A 20,734-nucleotide genomic window follows, 5' to 3' on the forward strand; every position below is an offset into this window, starting at 1 on the left:
ATCAGCCAGAAGTTCACCTGCGTCCGAACGCAGTCGTACCGTACAAATCGGTCGCTGCTGTAATGGCTGCAGCTCAACGTCTGGGTGTGACCAAAATCGGTATGGTCGGCAACGAGCAGTTCTTGAAATAACTCTGGAACTTAGCTCAAACAAAAATGGCAGGGTTTTCCCTGCCATTTTTTCGTACATAATTATTATCAAACAACATTTATTCTGGTAGCGGCATTGCCATCTTGTTCGCCGTGTCCAAACTACGGCTGACGCTACGGATCACGATATATTGCTTACGGAACTCCAGCCCACGCTGCGGCCAGTTTTCTGCATAATGCACCAAAGGCGTAACTGCCGCCTGAAAATCCTCGCCATTTACCCGGCAATCTGCTGCCAACACCCCGTGGTTATCGCGCGATGCAAATAAACGCACTCCAACAAACTGATCGCTCTGCAGTAGATCGTGAAATGCCGTCATGCTTTCAGTAAACAAGCAGCAAGGGCAAAATGGATGATCTTCTTTTTTCTTAGGTGCAGGCTGGCTTGCTAAATGGGCTACCGGACCTAAGATTACCTGACGATAATGTGCTGTCGCGGTTACTTCATCCGCCGTCGTATTCATCTCTATCACAGTGCAGTTGACAGGTACATCGCGGGTCGCATCCAACAAGACCTGCAAATCCATGTTCATCCATTGCGTAAAACCATCAATGAATGCCGCCTCTTCCGTTGCTGCTAACGCATGTTGAAATTCAAAAATACCTTGCGGAAAATAAGTCGGATGCCAGGCATAAATTTTAGTGCACGTCCGTACCCTTCCCTCCCCTAGCACTACACTTTCAACTTGTTGTACGGCAAACACCAGACCTTCTGGCGTCAACAGCTGCGATTCAGTCTGTTCAACCGTCAGCGATGTCTGCTTAAGCGTATTGCGCAGCAAGGCCAATAATATAGGATCACTCGCGAGCAATGCTGGTGCTGTAGTAACGACCGTGTTTTCTGACGCTGTAGCGTTTTTGAATTTGCCAGCGAGCGCTTTAAAAGCTTGAATCAGAGACATAAAAAACCAATAAAAATGAGAGTGTGCCGATCGCAACATATGCACAACTTATAGGAACATACTACAAACTGGCAATAAACCAGCATTGTACGTTTTTACAGCATGGTGTGGCGTTTCTGCGAGGGATTTTGCGGCTCACCGAACGCCACATGACATCCTTCAAATTCGCCTCGCAGGCGGGTTGCACACAGCTTGACTCTGAAGCGAGCGATCGTTTTACATATTAAATTAGGATAGCCTTGGATAACAGTATCTACACCTTGATCCCCGTTTAAAAGTTTAAACTGAGAAATCAGATCAACTATCCAAATGCGAAATCAATAAATGACTAAAACGCGATAACTCTTTTTGTTTGCCGCCTTCGTCGTGCGTTGCATCTACCGACAGTCCAACGGTTAAAATATCGATCAGTAATAATTGCAATATGCGTGAAATCATCGATAAGAATGTCGCATTGTCCTCGGTATGATTGACCGCCAGACAGACGGTCGCTTTTTTCGCCAGCGGCGACTGATGCGGCGCAATCGCAATCACGTCAGCCCCCGCATGCAATGCAGAATCCACAGCTTTTAAAAGCTCTGGCAACTTGCCGGAATTGCTGACAACAATTACCACATCACCGGGATTAAGCAATTCTGCTGCCATCGAAAACAAATGCGCATCGCCATAAATGGCGGTCGGGATGCGGAAGCGGAAAAATTTATGTTGACCATCCAAAGCCACGGCGCGTGAATTACCCATTGCATAAAACTCGACTTTATTCGCTTTACGCAGCAAGGCAATCGCCTGATCAATCGCATGTACTTCCATCTGATCGCGGAAACTCAAAATCGCCGACACGGTATTATCGATGACCTTAGCACTTAAATCATGGGTACTATCGCTTCTTCTCACCTGACTATGACGGACCGGAATCGTACCGGTCAGACTGCTGGCAAATTTAAGTTTAAAATCGGCCAGACCTGTAAATCCCATCGAGCGGCAAAAACGGATGACCGTCGGTTGACTGACATCAGCAAGGCGTGCGATTTCCACGATTGCCTCATTGAGCACAGTGCGAGGATTTTCCAGCACCAAGGTCGCGACACGGCGTTCCGCCGGTGTCAGCTCGGCTTGTATAGCCTGTATTCTGTCCATCAGTGAACTATCGCCACTGCGGCCCCGCAAGTGTTCCGAAAGGATCGCAGAAACGCCGTAAAACGCAGGATTAGGCGTTGTAATCACATAAGTGGGGATTTGTGCCAGATAACTACTAAACCGCCCCTTAGCTTCAAAGCGGCTGCGGAAAGCAGATTGATGAAAACGCTCGCCCATCAACGGCACAATTCCACCACCGATATAAATGCCGCCAAAAGCCCCCAGGGTCACGGCAAGATTGGCGCTGAAGCTTCCTAACATGCCGCAAAAGCAATCTATACTTTCCAGACACAAAGGATCTGCTTCCTGCAATGCGCCGTGCATAATTTCTTGTGCGGCCAGCGGTTTAACGGTTTGCTGATTTCTATCGGCTAAAGCGCGATAAATCAATTCCAGTCCGGGTCCGGAAATAAGCCGTTCGGTCGAAACGTGTGGCCATTCTTTCCATGCAAATTGCAAAATCGCATATTCGCGCTCATCACAAGGTGCAAAGTTAACATGACCGCCCTCAGAACCAAGGGTCACAAAACCATCAGAGGTCGGAATCAGACCGGAAACACCAAGTCCAGTGCCAGGCCCCAGAACACCAATGACAGACTTAGCAACTGACTTTCCGCCACCCACTTGCATTAAATCATCTGGCTGCAATCCCGGTAAAGACATCGCCAGAGCAGTGAAGTCATTGACGATCAGCAGCGTATATAAGCCAAATTCACGCCGTACGTCTTCGATAGAAAATTCCCAGGCACGATTGGTCATGCGGACATAATCGCCATCGATAGGATTGGCCAGGGCAAATGCAGCATGATGTATGCGTTTTGCCTGATGTTGATCCAAGTAGGCCTTCAACAAATCAATGATGCCGGCATACTCGTCACATTTAAATACTTTCACCGCTTCAAAAACACCATGCGAGGTTTCAAGGGTGAAGCGCGCGTGCGTAGCGCCGATGTCGGCAAGTAATCTGGGGCCGCCGGAAAACCCGGCGCCATTATTCTGCTGAGAATATGTCTGCTCAGTGTAAGCGTGCTCTTTCAATCCGTTTTCAGTCATGGTTCTCGGTTTCAATGTAATACGGCATACGCAAATTTTTTGCCAATAGAGAATTCTTCCACCAGATGAACGTGCTGGCAAAGACCGCAAGCGTCAATCTACTGTACGAGCGCGATTTTTCGTCTCGTTTTCCAAATCTATTTTAGTACTTACGCAAAATTGTTCCAGCAATGCATGGAGATGACAGTACACGGGTACGGCTAGGAGCTATAACCCCGCTGGGGCTGTTTTGCGTAAGTCCTATATTTTTTCGCGTTATAAAAACATCAGCAATTTACCACAGCCAAATTGATCGAGCTCATTTTAACAACTATGACATAATAATTTTCACAACATTTAAATGGTCAGATTTTTTGTGCCACCGCAATGTCAACATCAGGTTTTGGTTTTGCTGATCCCATTTAAAGTCAACCTGCTTGCCACCAATCAAAACCTGCTTCGGGCTTGCAATGATATTGTGAACTACCAAGTCTAGCAATCGGTCTGCCTGTGCGTAATGCGCGCCTGCTTCAGAACGCAATTTCAGCGTCAATGTCTTATTTTGATAGCTGCTATTGAAGTGCAATAAAGCAAATGCCGCTTTTTCAAATGCCTGCGCGGTCACACCATCGTCGTCATACAAGTAACCATGCGACTCAGTTACGCTTTGATCGTGATAGTAATGCAGCTCCAATTCTGCGGTCGAATATTGCGTCGTATTTTGAATTTGGCGCTTCGCAGGAACCAATGGAATAAACGCGCCCGCTCTGACAAACAGCGGAATATGATCGGTACTGACATTCACGGCTTGCGTACTGCCTGCAGGATATTCTTGATTGGTATAAAAATCGAACCATTTGCTCTGTGCCGGAAAATAAACACTGGCTTGCTTCTGGCCTGCCTGCAAAATAGGATGCACCAGCAAATCATTCCCCCACAAGTAGCTATCCGCATTGGCATATAAACGCGGATTGTCGGGTTCAGCATAGAACAATGGGCGCATCAAAGGTAATCCGCGCTGGTTATTTTCAAATGCTAACGTGTAGTTATACGGCAGCATGCGATAACGCAATTGGATTGCCGACTTCGCCAGAGACTTTGCCTCAGGCGAGCGTAAAACCGGTTCGGAAGCGACTTCTTCTTGGGCATGCGGACGGAAGACGGGCTGAAAAACGCCATATTGCAACCAGCGTGTGTACAACTCATCATCCAGATTCGCGCCAGCAAAACCACCGAGGTCAGAATGCATATAGGCCATTCCTTGCATCCCCATTTGCAAGGCGATCTCTGGTTGTGAACGTAATCCCCCCCAGGTGCGGTTGACATCTCCAGACCACGGGATCATGCCAAATCGTTGCGATCCGGAATATCCGGCGCGCATCAAAATAAATGGTCGTTCATCTGGAAAGTCTTTTTGATAACCGTCTGCAATCAGTTTAGCCCATTCATGACCGTAGATATTGTGAACTTCATCAGCAGTGCCAGTTTTATGCAGCAAACCTGAAGGATGGACTTCAGGCTCTCCAAGATCGCCCCACCAGCCAGCGACGCCATACGCCTTTAAGTTTTTGTAGATATTCCAGAACCAACTTTGGGCATGCGGATCAGAAATATCAATCAGACCGGTATTTCCAAAGTAAAAATCATATTTGTACGGCAAGCCATTTTTATCCGTCGCCAGTACGTGCTCATCCACCGCTTCCTGCCAGTTCTTGGAAGTCGTCAATACAAAAGGTTCCGTGATCAGAATCGTCTTGACGCCTTGCGCAGAAAAATCTGCAATCATTTTCTGGGGTTGCGGGAAATTATCGGCATCAAAAGCCAGGTTACCCATGGTTCCCTTGATGTCTTTTCCGAACCAATACAAATCAAAAATAATCGCATCGACTGGAATCTGATCGGCTTTGTATTTTTCTAAAATCTGACGCGCTTCGGCTTCGGTATGGTAACCAAAGCGACTGGCAAAATTACCGAACGCCCAACGTGGCGGCAAGGGTTGCCTGCCCGTCAGACTGGTGTAATTCGCAATCACATCCGTCCACGAATCGCCGGCGATGATTTGATAGGTTTTTCTGCCGCTGATGGTCTCATAAGCCAGTGTATTATTTTTCTTGCTGTCCAGATCTAAAGTACCGATTGCCGCGTTGTCAAAATGAATGCCATAGCGTTTGGATGAAAAAAACAAAGGCATGGAAAAATTCATTTGCTCTGAATGATCTTCGTAGCCGTAATGGGCCTTGTTGTATAACGGCAAGCGATACCCTCGACGATTCATTCCGAGTGCACGCGCCCCTGCACCATATAAGGCTTCATTGTCATCGAGATTAAAGTCGAGTGATTCATTACCATCTTTTTTCTGATAACCATTTTTCTCAGAAATCAGCGGTTTATTTTTATACGAATAGCTGATCTGAAATGGCGCTTTTTGTATGTGTACTCGCAAGTCTGCGGCGACATAATCGATCGCCGTTGATGAGCTCGCTAATTGGGTATGAATATGTTCAGGGGTCAGCACGACCGCGTGCGATAGCAAAGTCTGTGCTTCACCTGCGGGGAGGAAGGTCGTCTCTAAAATGCTAGAGGAATAGGGCTTGAAAACGTAAGTCCCGTCGTTCGTCTTTACTTCGAGCGAGTCGGATTTTTTCTCCACATGCGTAATCATACGTTGCGCATTTTGTGCAGCAACAGGCAGGCTCATCAATAACCCCGATAAACCAAGCATATGAATGATGCTGACGTTCAGTGTATTGTTCTTCATTATTATTGTTCCAGCGCGATTAATGCCATTGCAGATTTGCTGTGAAAATTAACTTTTCCACCGATGACAGTGGCGACATTACCGGAATAATAGTCACGCAATTTCTGACCATTTTTAAATACACCTTGTACCGAAATAGTATTAAATTGCGACGTTGGCATATCCATCGCCACCACGACTTTGTCTGTCAGCCCGTGTCCCTGGTAAGTTCGCTTGAAAGTATAAGGATGATCACTTAATTTCTGATGCACACCCGCGCCTACCGCCACATGATCGTGCCGGAACATTCCCAACTTTCGCCAATGCGCCAGCACCTCAGTGATAACTATACCGCCGCGATGTGTATGATTTTCCAGTTCATCCCAATTCATCATGGAGCGTAATTTCGCGTCGCCTTCTGCGATGCTGACATTGATATCTCTGGCGGTCTCGTCACCATAATAAATTTGCGCGGCACCGGGGCTGAGTAAGAGTTTGGTTCCAGCTTCCAATGCTTTTTGTCGTTCCAGATCAAACGGCTGCAAATCATCGTGGGAACTCACATAATTAAGTATTGAATGGTTACGTAAAATACCATTGAGCTGATCCGAGTAATGGCTGAACAAACTCTCCGGATCTTTTTTGGCGTCATTTTTAAAACTAAAGTTAATCAGACTATCGAAACCATGATCGTAAAAATTGATTTTGCTGCCGCCATCCATGACAAAATCCAAGCCTTGATCCAAGCTATAACCGTACACTTCAGCTGTCATATAAAACGGCTCGTCGCCCAGCTTCTGGGTTGTATGTTCGCGCTTCCAATCTTCAAAAGCGGCGCTGGCAACTTGCTTAAATTCTTTCCAGACTTCGGGCTCAACATGCTTGACCGTGTCTGCACGGAAGCCGTCAAAACCATATTTCCTGACCCAATCAGCATGCCATTTCATCAGGTAATATCGCGGTGCGCGTGGATAACCGGTACGTTTAAAGAAAGCATCCAGTTCTTGCATTTCTTTTTCGTAGCGCCCTTCCGCCTTCCATTTGACGGCTAAAGATGGCGGTAGATCAACGTCTTCATTGCTCTCAGTACGAATGTCCGGCAAACCCTTGACCAAAGCGCAACTCACGGTCGACGGAATATCTTTGTAGGTACATACCGGTTCAGTTCTTACCCAGGTGTCTGGCCATAAGGCATCAATGTGCGTTTGGCGACCGACATGATTCATCACCACATCCAACAATACCCGAATGCCATGCGCGTGTGCAGTGTCGACCAGTTCACGCATGTCCGCAGCACTACCCAAATTGGCGTCGACCTGTGTAAAATCGGCCGCCCAATAGCCGTGAAATCCGTAGGAATTCCCAGCGCCTTCATTGGTCACACCATGTATTTGTTCAACTGGTGGCGTGATCCAAATCGCATTAACACCAAGTTTGTTGAAATAACCTTGTTTGATTTTAGCGGTAATGCCCGCCAGATTACCGCCCATAAAACCACGCAATGGCGCAGCATCTTGCTGTCTGTCGTAGGCCAGATGCGAAGTCGAGTCGGCGTTATAAAAACGATCGGTCAGCAAAAAATAGACGGTGGCATTTTCCCAAATAAATGGGGCTATTGCTTTGATCTGAGGCTTTGCCTGAACATTTTCAGCAGCGACGGCAATCGGTGAAATTGCCGTGACAAACAGAAGTACAAGCGCGAGTGATAACCTGGTCAACTTCATTCAGTACGTCCAATCAAATACAAGCATTCAAATTTTGAAGATCAAAGCGCCGTTCCGGTATGTTGATCTTCAAGGACTAGTGATGCAACACAAGTTAGTTGTTGACTATCGCGTCATCTTTGACCATCAGCGTAAATAGGCCACCAACGACCATACATACACCACCTAACATCAAGACTTTGACGGATTGATTATCGAAAAAATGCTTCAACATCGCGCCCAGCACGATGCCAGCGATGATCTGGGGAATCACGACAAAGAAGTTGAACAAACCCATGTAATAACCCATACGATTTGCTGGCAATGCGCCAGCCAGAATTGCGTACGGCATTGTCAACACACTCGCCCAGGCAATACCAACGCCGACCATCGGTAACAGCAACATTTCTTTACTGCTGATCGCAAAGATACTGATCAGACTGACGCCGCCGATGACGAGGCACAACATGTGTACAAATTTCCGGCTGGTCATTTTTGCGAGGATAGGCAAAACAAACGCTGCAAGCGCAGATACTCCGCCATACACACCAAACATGATGCCTACCCAGTTGCCACCTTCCTGATAGGCAGCAGACTGCGCGTCCGTGCTAAGGAATACGGTTTCGGCAATAGATGGTGTGGTATAGACCCACATCGCGAACAGTGCTACCCAGGAAAAAAACTGTACGACGGCAAGTTGCACCATGGTTTTTGGCATTTTGGCAAAGCCACCAAAAATTTCTTTGATTGCCTTGATCAAACCAAGGTTGTGCTTCTTTTCTTGATGGAATTGTTGTAAATCTTCAGGTGGAATTTCTTTGGTCGTAAATACCGTCCACAGTACCGATAAGGCAAAAACGGTACCACCGAAATAAAATGAATACCGTACGGTGTCAGGAATTGCACCATTCACCGGCACATTACTAACGCCCAGATAGTTTGTAAATAAGCTCGGCAACAAAGAGGCAATTACGCCACCACAACCAATCAGGAAAGTCTGCATTGCAAAGCCAGCCGTTTGCTGCGAAGGATTGAGCTTATCACCAACAAAAGCACGAAACGGTTCCATCGAAATATTGATCGCGCTATCCATCATCCACAACACTAAGATCGCCATCCAGATCAACGTAGAATTTGGCATCAGAAACATAGCAATCGACGCGAGCATCGCACCGATAAAGAAAAATGGCCGACGACGCCCCCACACCGGATGCCAGGTGTTGTCACTGAGGTAGCCGATGATTGGCTGTACCAGCATGCCGGTAATGGGTGCAGCCAGCCAGAATAAAGCGAAGTCATCAGGATTCGCACCAAGCGTGGCAAAAATGCGGCTGGTATTGGTATTTTGTAAGGCAAAGCCGAATTGAATACCAAAAAACCCGAAGCTCATATTCCACAACTGCCAAAACGAAAGCTGTGGTTTGTTGGTTGAAGTGTGCATCCTGATACGTCCCCAATTTTTAAATTTTATTTGCTATTACTTTATTTACGCCGGAACCAAACTGTATTGCCTAAGCCTTAAACAAAAACAGGCCTCATGCAAGAGACCTGTGAACATACCGCAGAAATTCCCGATAAGCAAAAGCCTTCGGGAATTTTTTCATAGATCAGCTTAGAACTTATAGTTCACACCGGCCAATACAGTACGACCATACTTTGCGTACTCCAAAGGTTGATTTGGTGTGCCTTGATATGTTTTATAGGCTGCATCTGTCAAATTACCGACCTGGAAGAACAGACCAAGGTCTTTATACGGACCAGACTGGAAAGTGTATTCTAACTGCGCATCAACGATGGTTTCAGGAGCAATAAAACGTAAGTTACGATTGCCTGCAAAGTTTTCGATATCGCCAACAAACTCAGAACGATAGCGAGCACCGATACGTGCAGAGAAGCCACCCATTTCATAGTAAGCGGTCAGACTTGCTACTGTCTTAGACATACCTGGCAATGGAATTGCTGCACCAACGTCGAAAGAGTTAGACTTCACAACAATAGCACTGTCATTGAAGCTGGCGCTGGCTTGTACGCCAAAGCCTTTCAAAGATGGCACTAACATATCCAATGGCAAAGATCCTGCTAATTCCAGACCTTTGATCGTGCCACCCTGACCGTTATATTGCGAAGAGTACAAACCGCTCGTTGTAATCGCCGTTGTACCAGGTGTCCATTGAGAAAAGTCATAGACATTGCTCTGGTCGTAGATGTAGCTGGTCAGCTTTTTGTAATACAGCGCTGCTGAAACATAAGCTTTTTTCGCAAAATACTTTTCATAAGACAGATCAATTGCGTTTGCACGCCATGGATCAAGCTTAGGATTACCGCCACTACCGCTTGGCAAACCAGTTGCGGTACTGACGTTGAAGTTGAAACCAGCATTCAAATCTTCAAGACGAGGACGCGCAACTTGTTTAGCCGCGGCAAAACGCACAACCTGATCGTTTGGTAATTCAAATACCAGATTCAACTGTGGCAGCACGTCAGTATAAGTTTTACCAATAGTGATTGGTGTCACAGCGCCATTGAAGCCAACAACACCTGTTGACGACTGATCTGTATTTTGCACCTGGACACCAAAATTACCGCGTAAAGTAACAGATGACGACAACTGATGATCCAAATTAGCTTTGACAAATGTTGTCGTTACTTTTTCAGTGACTCCCCATTGTGCAGCAACGTTTGAAGGATCAGCTGGGTTTGGCGCAAATGGCTTAAAGTACTTCGCCATAATGCCAGGTACATTAAAAGATGGAATCATCCCAGTACCAGAGAAACCAAGATCAACTGGCGAGTACAACAAATCAGGTGAAATAACCGTACCGTTAGCGGCGATCAAAGTCTGAGGACCTTGCAGATTGCTATGGTTTTTGCTGTGATCAGAATAATCTACGCCTACATTGAAATCTGACACCCAGTCACTGATCGACTTTGGCGCATCGACTGTTGCGACCAACTTGCCACCCTTCATAGTGTCATCGGTGTGCGGTGCGTGTCCCCATCCTTGGCCGTAGATCGTGTTATTGAGCAATAAGGTATTTGGATTGCTGTAATTTTGCGATCCTGTCATGGTTGGGAAACTACCTGTCGCCCAATTCAATTGAGTCGTATCAAATACTGCGCCGCCCGTACCGGAGACCAGTTGGGTATTCATTTCGTGATAATTTTCGTCACGTACTGCTTTGGAATAATTCACGTCCGCCAGCAATTTCCAGCCGTCGAATTTGAATGAGTTACCCCAGCCCAAAGATTTGATCGAGTCTGTTCGGTCATTATATTGACCACGCACCAATGGATAGGCACCAGTCAATGTACCGCCGTTCAATACACCACCAGATACATTGGCTGAACTAAATACAGGTGATGGATTACCTGGTCCGCCCCAACCTAGGTTTTCTTCCCATTGATTATTGGTTGTCTCTTCATGGAATTTTGAATAAAACAAGTCAATTTTGCTGGTGAAATCTTTATTAGGCTTCCATTCCAAAGTACTGACTAACCCATCGCGCTTGGTGGTGCCACTGACTGCCAGTGATTTGATTCCATTCATTTCAGATACACCCGCTGGCGTACCTGGCAACTGACTCACACCCCATGGCTCATATAAGCCCGTCTCATGATCATTGCGTGGGGATTGCAGATGCGCAATTCCGAATTGAAAACCAATTGTGCGATTGGCAAATTGATCGATGTAGTTAAAACTAAAACGGTTACCCTTGTCAGAAGCATTCGCCACCGAACCCAGGGAGTTTTTCTCACCGCGTACGTTCATGGAAATTGTACGACCTGGGAAAGCCAGAGGGTCGAACGTTTGCATATCAATCGTTCCGGACAAGCCTTGATCAATCAGAGCTGCATCAGGGGTCTTATAGACGACAACTGCGCCAAACAATTCTGCTGGATATTGGTCAAATTCAGCAGCACGGTTATCACCAGTACTTGCTTGTGAACGGCCATTTAATGTCGTGGATGCAAAATCAGGAGACAAACCGCGAATACTAATCGCCTGCGCACGACCAGCGACGCGTTGAGCGGCCAGACCAGGTAAGCGAGCGATTGATTCCGCAATGCTTTGATCAGGCAGTTGACCGATATCTTCAGCAGAAATGGCTTCTACCAATGAAGTCGAATCACGTTTCAGAGAAATAGCATTCTCAATACCACTACGAATACCAGTCACGACGACCGTATTGGCCTGTGTTTCTTCCGCTTGCGCAAAATCAGCTAAACCAAAAACCAACACCGCGCAACCAGCCGCAACTGGACTCAATTTAAAACTACGACGTTTTTGAGTCTGACTCTGAACGCCCTTCTGCATAGATTGTTTCATTAATGTCCCCTCACCCTTTTTTATTTAAGCTTCATCCTTGGAGCAATACCACTTCTTCTTAAATCTTTTCTTTAAATTTTAAGGCCCCGATAAATATTTTGTACTAAAACTAGATTACGTGTCAAACAAAGACTACATAGAACTACATAAATAAATGCACTACATAGGGGACAAATTAAGCTTATTGCACTTTAACGTTGCGTTTCGCCCACAAATGGACATAACTATTATGTAGTTAGACTACTTTTTGTAGCTGAACTACTTTTTTGTAAATTTGTTTTTGAGTGAATATTTGTCTTACTTTTGAATCCCAGGGCAACTTCCCCCAAATCACAGTAATGATAGAAAATGCGTCTTACCGCAACTTCAGCAGGCAAAATGAAGGAAAGTGGGCAGGGCTATGATATATTCAGGGCAAAAATAGGTTCAAAAACGCGCTCTGCAATCAAACATTGGCGCATTCAGCTTCGCAAGCACTGTCAGCACAATCAACAGCGATGAGTTACACAGATAAAATAAGTGACATGCCTGTTTTTTTGAGGCGCTGACTCACTCACCTGCAAACGCTGATGTTTTTTCCTATATTTACATCGGCATCAGGTAAATCGGCATATCCGCCGTTTTGGTACAGAATTTTATCAAGAAGCGACATAGTCAAATTCGCACATCCTCAATGAAAGTAACAATGAACCACAAATTAAGTATCGATGAATATGACGCACTAGAGCAGATCAGTAAGCTGCCAAAAAACGTCAAGCCAAACGCCTGCATAGGTCGCAATACAAAACGCTTGTCCGGGATTAAATTGGTGACCTACCGCAAAGACGGCAGTCTGGAATTAACTGAAATGGGACGCCAGGTTCTATTTATTAAACAGTGCATTGATGGTTTGCGCGCGATCTCCAAGGATTCTGACGCGCCATTATCTGGACCAGTGGCAACGTTTTTAGGCAAAAAAGGTCACATCGAAGTTAATCCTGAAACTGGAAAAACAGAAATCAGCGTTCGCGGGCGTGAGTGCCTGGCAGATATTGATGCGAATGCCAAGAGTAACTAAGTACTTTAGCAATATTGGAAGATAGTTAGATGAGCCGGTTGCTGAGTTTGGCGGGTTTTAGCAGCCCTACTCTACCGGCTCATAAGGACAGGAGCAATGCGCGACACACTCGGGCGCTGCCAGATCACACCACGATCCTGATTAGTTATGCGATTTGCGCGCTGCGCGCTGCGAAAGCCCGCAAGTGGTCAGTAATATAAAAAAGACCAACCCCAGAATGCCACGGTTTCCCCAGAAAATATAAGGGGTTGTGCCGCTATATCCCTGCACACTAGATTCCAGCGTCGCCCGCGTCAGATGCGGCACTTGGGCCTTCAGACTGGAGTCCGCATTGATGACAACGGTGGAACCTGTATTTGTGACACCTAGCCAGGGACGTCCCGTTTCCAGCACTCGCATTTGGGCAAATTGTAAATGCTGCGGCATCGCGAAAGAATTTCCATACCAAGCCAGATTAGATGCATTCAAGAGAATCGTTGCCACTGGAAGATGCGAAGCGATCTGATGCGATAGTTGGGCTGCAATCTCTTCACCAAACAAACTTTCATAGCAAATGTCAGGCATGACAAACTGGTCACGTACCGCCATCGGGGACTGCATTTGATCTGGCACCGATAATTCGCTTAAGGGAATATTCATCATGTGCACAAACCAGCGAAAACCAAATGGCACAAATTCACCAAACGGCACAAGATGATGTTTATCGTAGCGATAAGCGCGATCTGCATGTAATGGTGAAAACCCCAACAAGCTATTGGTATATCGCGCCTCGCCATCTTGCACTACGACGCCGAGCATTAATGCACTATGAGTTTCCTGAGCGTAAGCATTTAATCTTGGTAAGAAATCTTGCGGCAGCATTGAAGTCAACAAGGGAAATGCTGTTTCCGGCGTCACAATCAGATCTGCCGGTGCCGCTGTTAACATTTTCCGGTACAACTCCAATGACGCATTCAAATAAGCGGGGTCGAACTTCATATCTTGCTCGACATTCCCCTGCAAAAGTCGAACGCTGATTGGCTTACCAGTAGCTTGTGTCCAATGCACGTTTTTCAGCAATGCGCCAGCACCGAAGATAAGCGCAAAAGCGATACTCCCCAACACTAATCGCTGCTTTTTGAACCTAGAAATGATAATCCAGGAGAAAATGCCAGAAAGTACTGCTGACAAAAAACTCAACCCATACACACCAAGAATCGGCGCAAAAGCTGCCAACATCGTATTACTTAGAGCATAGCCTGAGATTGACCATGGAAATCCGGTCAAGACCCAACCACGCAGCCATTCATTGAGCATCCAAAGCGCAGGAAGAATAATCAGTACCAGCTTATCATTGGAAATTCGCCAACGTCGCTGCAGCCATAAAGCGAACCAGACTGAGAGCGCGGCATACATCGCCAATCCAGCACTCAACAATGCCAATGCTGCGACCGCGAGTGGAATTGGCAAATCTCCATAGCGGACCATGGCAATCAATAGCCAGCTAGTACAAGAAAAAATCCAGGAGAAACTATACGCCCAAGCCAACCAGGCTGCGCGTCGCAGCACAGAGTTCACCTGGTGTTGCGATAGAAGCGCAAACAATAAAGCCATGCCCGCGATTTGCACCGGCCACATTCCAATTGGTGCAAATGAAAATATATTCAAAGCACCAACACAAAGCATCAAACATAGTGCCTGTCGGAATGATAATTGCGACCACCAGCCGCTTACAAAGCGACTAAGCTTGCTCATCCACAGTTGTCCATGGACGTTGCTCTACTTGCAAAATCTGTACTTCTCGCGCATCTGCACGCAAAACTTCAAAATGCAAAGTGCCAATCTGGAACTCATCGCCTTTATGTGGAACCTTCCCTAAGTGACGCGACACAAAATCGCCAATAGACTCGACGTCACTACCGGGTAAATTAGTCCCCAAAACCTCATTAAATTGATCGAGATCGGTCAGACCTTTCACGCGCCAGCGCTTACCGTTACCCTTGTTTTCGAGTGCAAAAATATTGTCTTCTTCTTCGTCAAAATCGTATTCATCGTCGATATCACCGACAATTTGTTCAAGTACGTCTTCTATCGTAATCAAACCTGCAATACCACCATATTCATCCACGACCATGGCAATATGATTGCGATTAGCTCGAAAGTCGCGCAGCAACACATTCAATCGTTTCGATTCCGGAATATAAACGACGGGGCGCAACATGTCCCTGACATCAAAAGCTTCTTCAGCGTAATACCGCAACAAATCTTTGGCCAACAAAATACCTACCACTCTGTCCTGATCGCCGTCGATAGCCGGAAAACGTGAGTGTGCCGTCGACAATACCTGCGGCATCCATTCTTCTATCGGAGTAGAAATATCTACAACGTCCATTTGTGAACGTGGAATCATAATGTCACGCGCAGACAGGTCTGACACCTGGAACACACCCTCGATCATTGCCAGTGCATCGGCATCAATCAGGTTACGCTCTTGGGCATCCGTCAAAACCTCTAAGAGTTCTGCACGATTTTCGGGTTCGGGAGAGATGAAGGCGGTCAGTCGTTCAAATAAAGACCTGTGGGGTTTAAGGTCAGTCGGTCTGACCTTACTAGAGTGCTCTTGCATAGGAGGCGTGGCGCCGTTGTTTCAATCCTACAGAATACAACAAATCAGTGACTTTCCCAAATTTTAGGGTATTCATGCTGTTGCAATCACATCAACAGCATGAATTCTTCACATTGCCGTCATATTTCAGATTTAGATATCCTTCATAACTTCTACGGGAACTTCTTCTGAATCATGAAATTTCGTGTAATGCAAATGCGGAACAGAGCCCTGCTGATTCAACATGTCGACGTAACGATGATTCCAGCGTATCAAATCTGATGGGTAATGTTTTATTCCGCGTTGATTCTGGTTAGTCGTATCATCCACTCCCTCAATTGTCACTATCAAGGTCGTATTGCCAGACATTTGCTCAGGCGTTAGCCCAAATAAAGGACTGGTTTCATCGATGATATGAATCAAAGTCCATCCCAATACAAATAAAGGATGGTGGTCGCGCTCCAACTTTAGATCGTAGATTTTACGGAATTGCCCCATGGTAGAGGTCTGTTCTTGTCGCATCACATGCATTTTTGCAGATGCTTCGCTAATCAAATTCAAACGCGCATTCGCCATTCTGACCATTAATAGCCGTTTGCCATCAGCCACATGACTGACTGGGTGTTCGGCAAAAATAATACTGGAACGCGGTCTGGAAAAGCGCGCAAAAATCATCCCCGTCGTTACCGCAACACTCGCCATACCAACAAAAATTTCTATACTCGCGATCGCGTGTCCATACACCGTCATCGGATGCATATCACCGTAACCGACTGTCGCCAAAGTCTCGACACTAAAGAAATAGGCGCCCAAAAAATTATTTGGCTGCATATTGGCAATCGAATTTGGTACCAACATGAACAAGCCGGCAAAGACGAGATTAAACAAAACAAAAGTAACAGCAATCGCGCCGAAGAAGCGTGGCCAGCTACAAGACATCGCATAGTAATAAATATCTTGCCAGATATGACTATCTAATCCGTAGGTCACTACTTCGCGACCCGCCATAGAAATACGACGGGCGCGTTGAGGGTGCTTGGAGAATAATTTCATCGATGAATAAAGATATTAAAAATTATTGATAAGGGTTATCCAAACCTAAGCCTGCCAGAATTTCAATTTCCAGCCCTTCCATTTCATCGGCCTCTTCATCGGTTTCATGATCATAGCCTTGTGCGTGCAAAACGCCATGTACGATCAAATGTTGGGCATGCTCCAGTACCGATTTCTTTTGCTCATCCGCTTCCTTCTGGAGGACATCTGTACACAAAATAATATCAGCCTGTGTTACTTCAGCATCTTCATCTTCCGTGTAGGCGAACGTCAATACATTGGTCGCGTAATCTTTGCCACGATAGTCGCGGTTTAACTCTTGTGCTTCCGCAGCATCAACAAAACGCAGCGTCAATTCTGCCGGAAAATACAAAGCTGCTTGAATTGTTTTACGAATTAAAGGACGCGGCAAAATGTCCTGCAAACGTGGATCTGCATACTGCACGGACAAAGTTAATTTATGTTTAGGATTACTTTTTGCGACCATGATGATGAGCTGAATTGAATGGGGTGGCGTTTTTTAACAGACCAATTGCCGCGCTATGCGCATGCGCACTGGCGTTAGCTGATTCATAGGCGTCTACAATACGGCCAACCAGAGGATGCCGTACCACGTCAACACTGGTGAACTGGGAGAAAGCAATTCCGCGAACACCGCTTAACACCTGGCACGCATCAATCAAACCGCTTTTTTGTCCGCGCTGCAAATCGACTTGTGTAACATCGCCGGTAATGACCGCTTTGCTGCCAAAACCTATACGTGTCAGGAACATTTTCATTTGTTCCGGCGTGGTATTTTGTGCTTCATCCAGAATGACAAAAGCATGGTTCAAGGTACGCCCGCGCATGTACGCCAGCGGCGCAATTTCGATGACCTGCTTTTCAAACATTTTTTGGGTACGATCAAAACCGAGCAAATCATACAAAGCGTCGTACAAAGGACGCAGATACGGATCAACCTTTTGTGCCAGATCGCCAGGTAAAAAACCGAGTCGCTCCCCCGCCTCCACTGCCGGACGGGTAAGAATAATACGTTTAACGGCATCGCGCTCCAATGCATCCACCGCACAAGCAACGGCCAAATAGGTTTTACCTGTACCAGCTGGGCCGATACCAAAAGTAATATCGTGTTCAACAATAGAGTTGAGATAGTGATTCTGATGCGGTGTACGACCACGCAAATCGCTGCGACGTGTTTTGAGCACCGGACTTTCAATCGATGAAACAATGACTGATTCTGCGTCAACAGTTTCTTCAGTCGAAACCGCGTCCGCATTGTGTGCGATTTCTAAGGTAGGATTTTTTAAACTTTGTTTGGCTTTTTGTTCGACTAAAGCCAATTGCACTTCATCAATCGAAATCGCTTTTTTGGCGAGTGGATAAAAATGCTCTAACAATTCCAAAGCTTGTTCAGCATTGTGACCACTGACAATAAATTTCTCTCCACGGCGAAAAATCGTCACATCCAATGCCGCCGACATCTGACGTAAATTTTCATCCAATGGGCCGCACAAATTTGCCAGACGCGTGTTGTCCAGCGGTTGCGGAATGAAGTAAGAAACTGGCACAGGAGTTTTAGCCATCATGCAGTCACAGTTTCTTCGACTAATTCGCCGCGCAAGGAATAATTATAGGATTCAGTAATCATTGTATTGACCAATGTGCCGATTAATTCTTTTCCGCCCGCGAAGTTCACAACGCGATTATTTTCGGTGCGGCCCTGTAATTCATTGGGATCTTTCACTGAAGGGCCATCCACCAGGATACGTTGGACTGTGCCTATCATGGCATTGCTATATTTTTTTGTATTGGAATCAATCACTGCCTGCAAAGTTTGCAAGCGACGTAATTTCAATTCTTGCGGTGTGTCATCTTCCAGATTCGCCGCTGGTGTTCCAGGGCGCGGACTGAAAATAAAGCTGAAGCTATTATCAAAGCCAACATCGTCGATTAACTTCATCAAAGCATCGAAATCTTCATCGGTTTCACCAGGAAATCCGACGATAAAATCAGAAGACACTGACATATCAGGACGCACTTTTTTAAGGCGACGTATCACCGATTTATATTCGATCGCGGTGTAACCACGTTTCATGGCAGACAAAATACGATCTGAGCCATGTTGCGCTGGCAAATACAAATGGTTGACCAGCTTTGGCACTTTGGCGTAGCAGTCAATTAAGCGCTGAGTAAATTCTTTCGGGTGACTGGTCACAAAACGGATGCGCTCGATTTCCGGGAACTCAGCAACATACTCAATCAACAAAGCGAAGTCGGCAATCTCGCCATCTTCCATCACACCACGATAGGCGTTCACGTTTTGACCAAGCAAGCTAATTTCTTTAACACCTTGCGCCGCTAAACCTGCCACCTCAGCCAACACATCTTCAAATGGACGCGAGACTTCTTCACCGCGGGTGTACGGCACCACGCAGTAACTGCAATACTTACTGCAACCTTCCATGATAGACACGTAGGCAGTCGCACCATCTACCTTAGCCGGTGGCATATGGTCGAATTTTTCGATTTCAGGAAAACTGATATCGACTTGCGAACGGCCGGACGAACGGCGTGCGTCAATCAATTGCGGCAAACGATGCAAAGTCTGCGGGCCAAACACCACGTCAACATACGGCGCGCGTTTGATAATGGCTTCACCTTCTTGCGAAGCGACACAACCACCAACGCCAATTAACATGTCAGGACGTTTACGCTTTAATTCACGCAGACGACCGAGGTCGGAAAACACTTTTTCAGACGCTTTTTCGCGCACACTGCATGTATTGAGCAGAACAATATCAGCATCTTCTGGCGTGTCGGTTTTAATCAAGCCCTCGGAAACATTGAGTACATCGGCCATTTTGTCTGAGTCATACTCATTCATCTGGCAGCCAAAGGTTTTAATAAAGACTTTTTTTTGCATCATTTTTTCTAAAGTAACAGCTGTTACTACTTCTAATAACTAAATTTTTTTCAAATCGCATCGGGTCAGTTCGCCATCGGCGAGGCAGACTGTGCATTGCTTGCTGGCAATCCTTTGGCAACTTCTGATTTCGTCAGTATCCAGACCTTATCAATATCTTTGAAACCGTTTTCGGTGTAATGAACCACGATGTTGTTGCCTGATAAAGTGCTTGGCATCACAATCAGATTAGTCACCGCAAAAATACGTGATGAAGGCGCTAAGCGTCGCGGATACCCGTCCATCGTGATATTTGGATAATTTGACATGTCCAGAATGCCGCGCTTAGCATTCGGGGGGAATTGTCGATCAGCGGCCACCTGCGCGAAAGCGGAGGCCGTCAGACCAGCCAACACCAGCAATATACCCAGACAACGAAAAATTCTCGCGATAGACATCGCTTACCTCACCATTTCGAATATCAAAAAATTCAAAGAAATCAATTACTTAAAGTCGACAAACAGAACCTGCGAAGGGCATAAGTTTAACACAGACAGCTACGCGCTTCAGGAATTTGCCCGCAATTCAACGAAAACCAGGAAATCTGGGATAATGGCGAAAAAAATTGATGGAACCCCGATGCACACTCGTTCTCCACGCGCAGAAAAGCGCGATTTTGACAGCCGTTACTTCCGCAATGCCCTGTCCCAATTCGCGACGGGCGTCACCGTCATTACCACTCGCCTGGCAGATGGACAATTTCTTGGTTTAACAGCAAGTTCATTCAATTCTGTTTCTCTGGAACCGCCTTTGGTGCTATGGAGCCTTGGTAATTCTGCTAACAGCATGCCTGTATTCACTGGTAATTCACATTATGTTGTTAATGTTTTATCCGCTGAGCAAGCGTGGTTGGCGGAACAGTTCGCAAGTCGCAAAACGGATCGTTTTGAGGGTGTTGAATACACCTTATCCCGCACCGGACATCCTATCTTAAAAGGAGCATCGGCCTGGTTTGAATGTCACAATCGCAGCCGCTACCCTGAGGGCGATCATGTGATTTTCGTCGGTGAAGTTGAACATTGTGAATTTACAGCGCGGGCACCTCTGGTCTATCATGGCGGCCAATTCATTGAAACCTCGCCAAAATAATT

Annotated in this window: 16 protein-coding genes; 3 read left to right on the forward strand and 13 right to left on the reverse strand. The window is 46.2% G+C overall.

What is annotated here, in order from left to right; translation table 11 throughout:
• Positions 1-131 (forward strand): ExbD/TolR family protein (locus ACO0KY_RS18095; protein ID WP_423044866.1); only part of this gene is annotated, 131 nt, incomplete at its 5' end.
• 77 nt (positions 132-208) lie between these two features.
• On the opposite strand, the gene ACO0KY_RS18100 is transcribed toward ACO0KY_RS18095, so the two are convergent.
• The 6 genes from ACO0KY_RS18100 to ACO0KY_RS18125 form a co-directional block, all read right to left on the reverse strand.
• Positions 209-1,051, reverse strand: a complete 843-nt coding sequence (locus ACO0KY_RS18100) for a DUF6348 family protein (protein WP_423048424.1) — start codon at positions 1,049-1,051, stop codon at positions 209-211.
• Between the two features lie 297 nt (positions 1,052-1,348).
• Positions 1,349-3,241 (reverse strand): glucokinase, encoded by a 1,893-nt coding sequence (locus ACO0KY_RS18105; RefSeq protein ID WP_423048426.1) that lies wholly within the window; start codon positions 3,239-3,241, stop codon positions 1,349-1,351.
• Positions 3,242-3,551: 310 nt separating this feature from the next.
• The gene (locus ACO0KY_RS18110) at positions 3,552-5,978 is read right to left on the reverse strand and encodes a TIM-barrel domain-containing protein (RefSeq protein WP_423048428.1); all 2,427 of its coding nucleotides are present in this window, start codon (positions 5,976-5,978) and stop codon (positions 3,552-3,554) included.
• A gap of 2 nt (positions 5,979-5,980) precedes the next feature.
• A complete protein-coding gene (locus tag ACO0KY_RS18115; protein ID WP_423048430.1) occupies positions 5,981-7,681 on the reverse strand; it encodes an alpha-amylase family glycosyl hydrolase in 1,701 nt (566 codons plus the stop codon).
• Between the two features lie 94 nt (positions 7,682-7,775).
• Entirely contained in the window at positions 7,776-9,050 is a 1,275-nt protein-coding gene (locus ACO0KY_RS18120) for an MFS transporter (RefSeq protein ID WP_423048432.1), read from the reverse strand.
• Between the two features lie 222 nt (positions 9,051-9,272).
• Positions 9,273-11,987, reverse strand: coding sequence for a TonB-dependent receptor (locus tag ACO0KY_RS18125; RefSeq protein ID WP_423048434.1), 2,715 nt, complete (start codon positions 11,985-11,987; stop codon positions 9,273-9,275).
• 685 nt (positions 11,988-12,672) lie between these two features.
• Here ACO0KY_RS18125 and ACO0KY_RS18130 point away from each other — a divergent pair.
• The gene (locus tag ACO0KY_RS18130; protein WP_423048436.1) at positions 12,673-13,044 is read left to right on the forward strand and encodes a hypothetical protein; all 372 of its coding nucleotides are present in this window, start codon (positions 12,673-12,675) and stop codon (positions 13,042-13,044) included.
• Positions 13,045-13,185: 141 nt separating this feature from the next.
• Here ACO0KY_RS18130 and lnt read toward each other — a convergent pair whose 3' ends face one another.
• From lnt to ACO0KY_RS18165, 7 genes are all read right to left on the reverse strand, one after another.
• Entirely contained in the window at positions 13,186-14,778 is a 1,593-nt protein-coding gene (gene lnt / locus ACO0KY_RS18135) for an apolipoprotein N-acyltransferase (protein WP_423048438.1), read from the reverse strand.
• The gene (locus ACO0KY_RS18140; RefSeq protein ID WP_186913831.1) at positions 14,765-15,649 is read right to left on the reverse strand and encodes an HlyC/CorC family transporter; all 885 of its coding nucleotides are present in this window, start codon (positions 15,647-15,649) and stop codon (positions 14,765-14,767) included. Before ACO0KY_RS18140 ends, lnt begins: the two co-directional genes overlap by 14 nt.
• Before the next feature lie 132 nt (positions 15,650-15,781).
• On the reverse strand, positions 15,782-16,681 hold the full coding sequence (locus ACO0KY_RS18145) for an ion channel (protein WP_423048440.1): 900 nt from the start codon (positions 16,679-16,681) through the stop codon (positions 15,782-15,784).
• 22 nt (positions 16,682-16,703) lie between these two features.
• Complete coding sequence (gene ybeY / locus ACO0KY_RS18150; protein WP_423048442.1) at positions 16,704-17,168, reverse strand: rRNA maturation RNase YbeY; 465 nt, start codon at positions 17,166-17,168, stop codon at positions 16,704-16,706.
• Positions 17,152-18,267 carry a PhoH family protein gene (locus ACO0KY_RS18155; protein WP_423048444.1) on the reverse strand — a complete coding sequence of 372 codons (1,116 nt, stop codon included), beginning with the start codon at positions 18,265-18,267 and terminating at the stop codon, positions 17,152-17,154. Before ACO0KY_RS18155 ends, ybeY begins: the two co-directional genes overlap by 17 nt.
• Positions 18,264-19,604, reverse strand: coding sequence for a tRNA (N6-isopentenyl adenosine(37)-C2)-methylthiotransferase MiaB (gene miaB, locus ACO0KY_RS18160; protein WP_423048446.1), 1,341 nt, complete (start codon positions 19,602-19,604; stop codon positions 18,264-18,266). The genes ACO0KY_RS18155 and miaB overlap by 4 nt, the downstream gene beginning before the upstream one ends.
• A gap of 65 nt (positions 19,605-19,669) precedes the next feature.
• Positions 19,670-20,041: a hypothetical protein gene (locus ACO0KY_RS18165; RefSeq protein WP_423048448.1), complete on the reverse strand. Its 372-nt coding sequence runs from the start codon at positions 20,039-20,041 to the stop codon at positions 19,670-19,672.
• Positions 20,042-20,222: 181 nt separating this feature from the next.
• Between ACO0KY_RS18165 and ACO0KY_RS18170 the strand changes: the two genes are divergently transcribed.
• A complete protein-coding gene (locus ACO0KY_RS18170; RefSeq protein WP_423048484.1) occupies positions 20,223-20,732 on the forward strand; it encodes a flavin reductase family protein in 510 nt (169 codons plus the stop codon).
• The last annotated feature ends 2 nt before the right edge of the window (positions 20,733-20,734 follow it).

The sequence above is a fragment of the Undibacterium sp. Dicai25W genome (assembly GCF_049340505.1).
Classification (GTDB): domain Bacteria; phylum Pseudomonadota; class Gammaproteobacteria; order Burkholderiales; family Burkholderiaceae_D; genus Undibacterium; species Undibacterium jejuense.

Excerpts from the sequence above, each read along its gene's own strand:
- ACO0KY_RS18100 (WP_423048424.1), bottom strand. The coding sequence starts at position 1,051 with ATGTCTCTGATTCAAGCTTTTAAAGCGCTCGCTGGCAAATTCAAAAAC.
- ACO0KY_RS18105 (WP_423048426.1), bottom strand. The coding sequence starts at position 3,241 with ATGACTGAAAACGGATTGAAAGAGCACGCTTACACTGAGCAGACATAT.
- ACO0KY_RS18110 (WP_423048428.1), bottom strand. The coding sequence starts at position 5,978 with ATGAAGAACAATACACTGAACGTCAGCATCATTCATATGCTTGGTTTA.
- ACO0KY_RS18115 (WP_423048430.1), bottom strand. The coding sequence starts at position 7,681 with ATGAAGTTGACCAGGTTATCACTCGCGCTTGTACTTCTGTTTGTCACG.
- ACO0KY_RS18120 (WP_423048432.1), bottom strand. The coding sequence starts at position 9,050 with ATGAGCTTCGGGTTTTTTGGTATTCAATTCGGCTTTGCCTTACAAAAT.
- ACO0KY_RS18125 (WP_423048434.1), bottom strand. The coding sequence starts at position 11,987 with ATGAAACAATCTATGCAGAAGGGCGTTCAGAGTCAGACTCAAAAACGT.
- ACO0KY_RS18130 (WP_423048436.1), top strand. The coding sequence starts at position 12,673 with ATGAACCACAAATTAAGTATCGATGAATATGACGCACTAGAGCAGATC.
- lnt (WP_423048438.1), bottom strand. The coding sequence starts at position 14,778 with ATGAGCAAGCTTAGTCGCTTTGTAAGCGGCTGGTGGTCGCAATTATCA.
- ACO0KY_RS18140 (WP_186913831.1), bottom strand. The coding sequence starts at position 15,649 with ATGCAAGAGCACTCTAGTAAGGTCAGACCGACTGACCTTAAACCCCAC.
- ACO0KY_RS18145 (WP_423048440.1), bottom strand. The coding sequence starts at position 16,681 with ATGAAATTATTCTCCAAGCACCCTCAACGCGCCCGTCGTATTTCTATG.
- ybeY (WP_423048442.1), bottom strand. The coding sequence starts at position 17,168 with ATGGTCGCAAAAAGTAATCCTAAACATAAATTAACTTTGTCCGTGCAG.
- ACO0KY_RS18155 (WP_423048444.1), bottom strand. The coding sequence starts at position 18,267 with ATGATGGCTAAAACTCCTGTGCCAGTTTCTTACTTCATTCCGCAACCG.
- miaB (WP_423048446.1), bottom strand. The coding sequence starts at position 19,604 with ATGCAAAAAAAAGTCTTTATTAAAACCTTTGGCTGCCAGATGAATGAG.
- ACO0KY_RS18165 (WP_423048448.1), bottom strand. The coding sequence starts at position 20,041 with ATGTCTATCGCGAGAATTTTTCGTTGTCTGGGTATATTGCTGGTGTTG.
- ACO0KY_RS18170 (WP_423048484.1), top strand. The coding sequence starts at position 20,223 with ATGCACACTCGTTCTCCACGCGCAGAAAAGCGCGATTTTGACAGCCGT.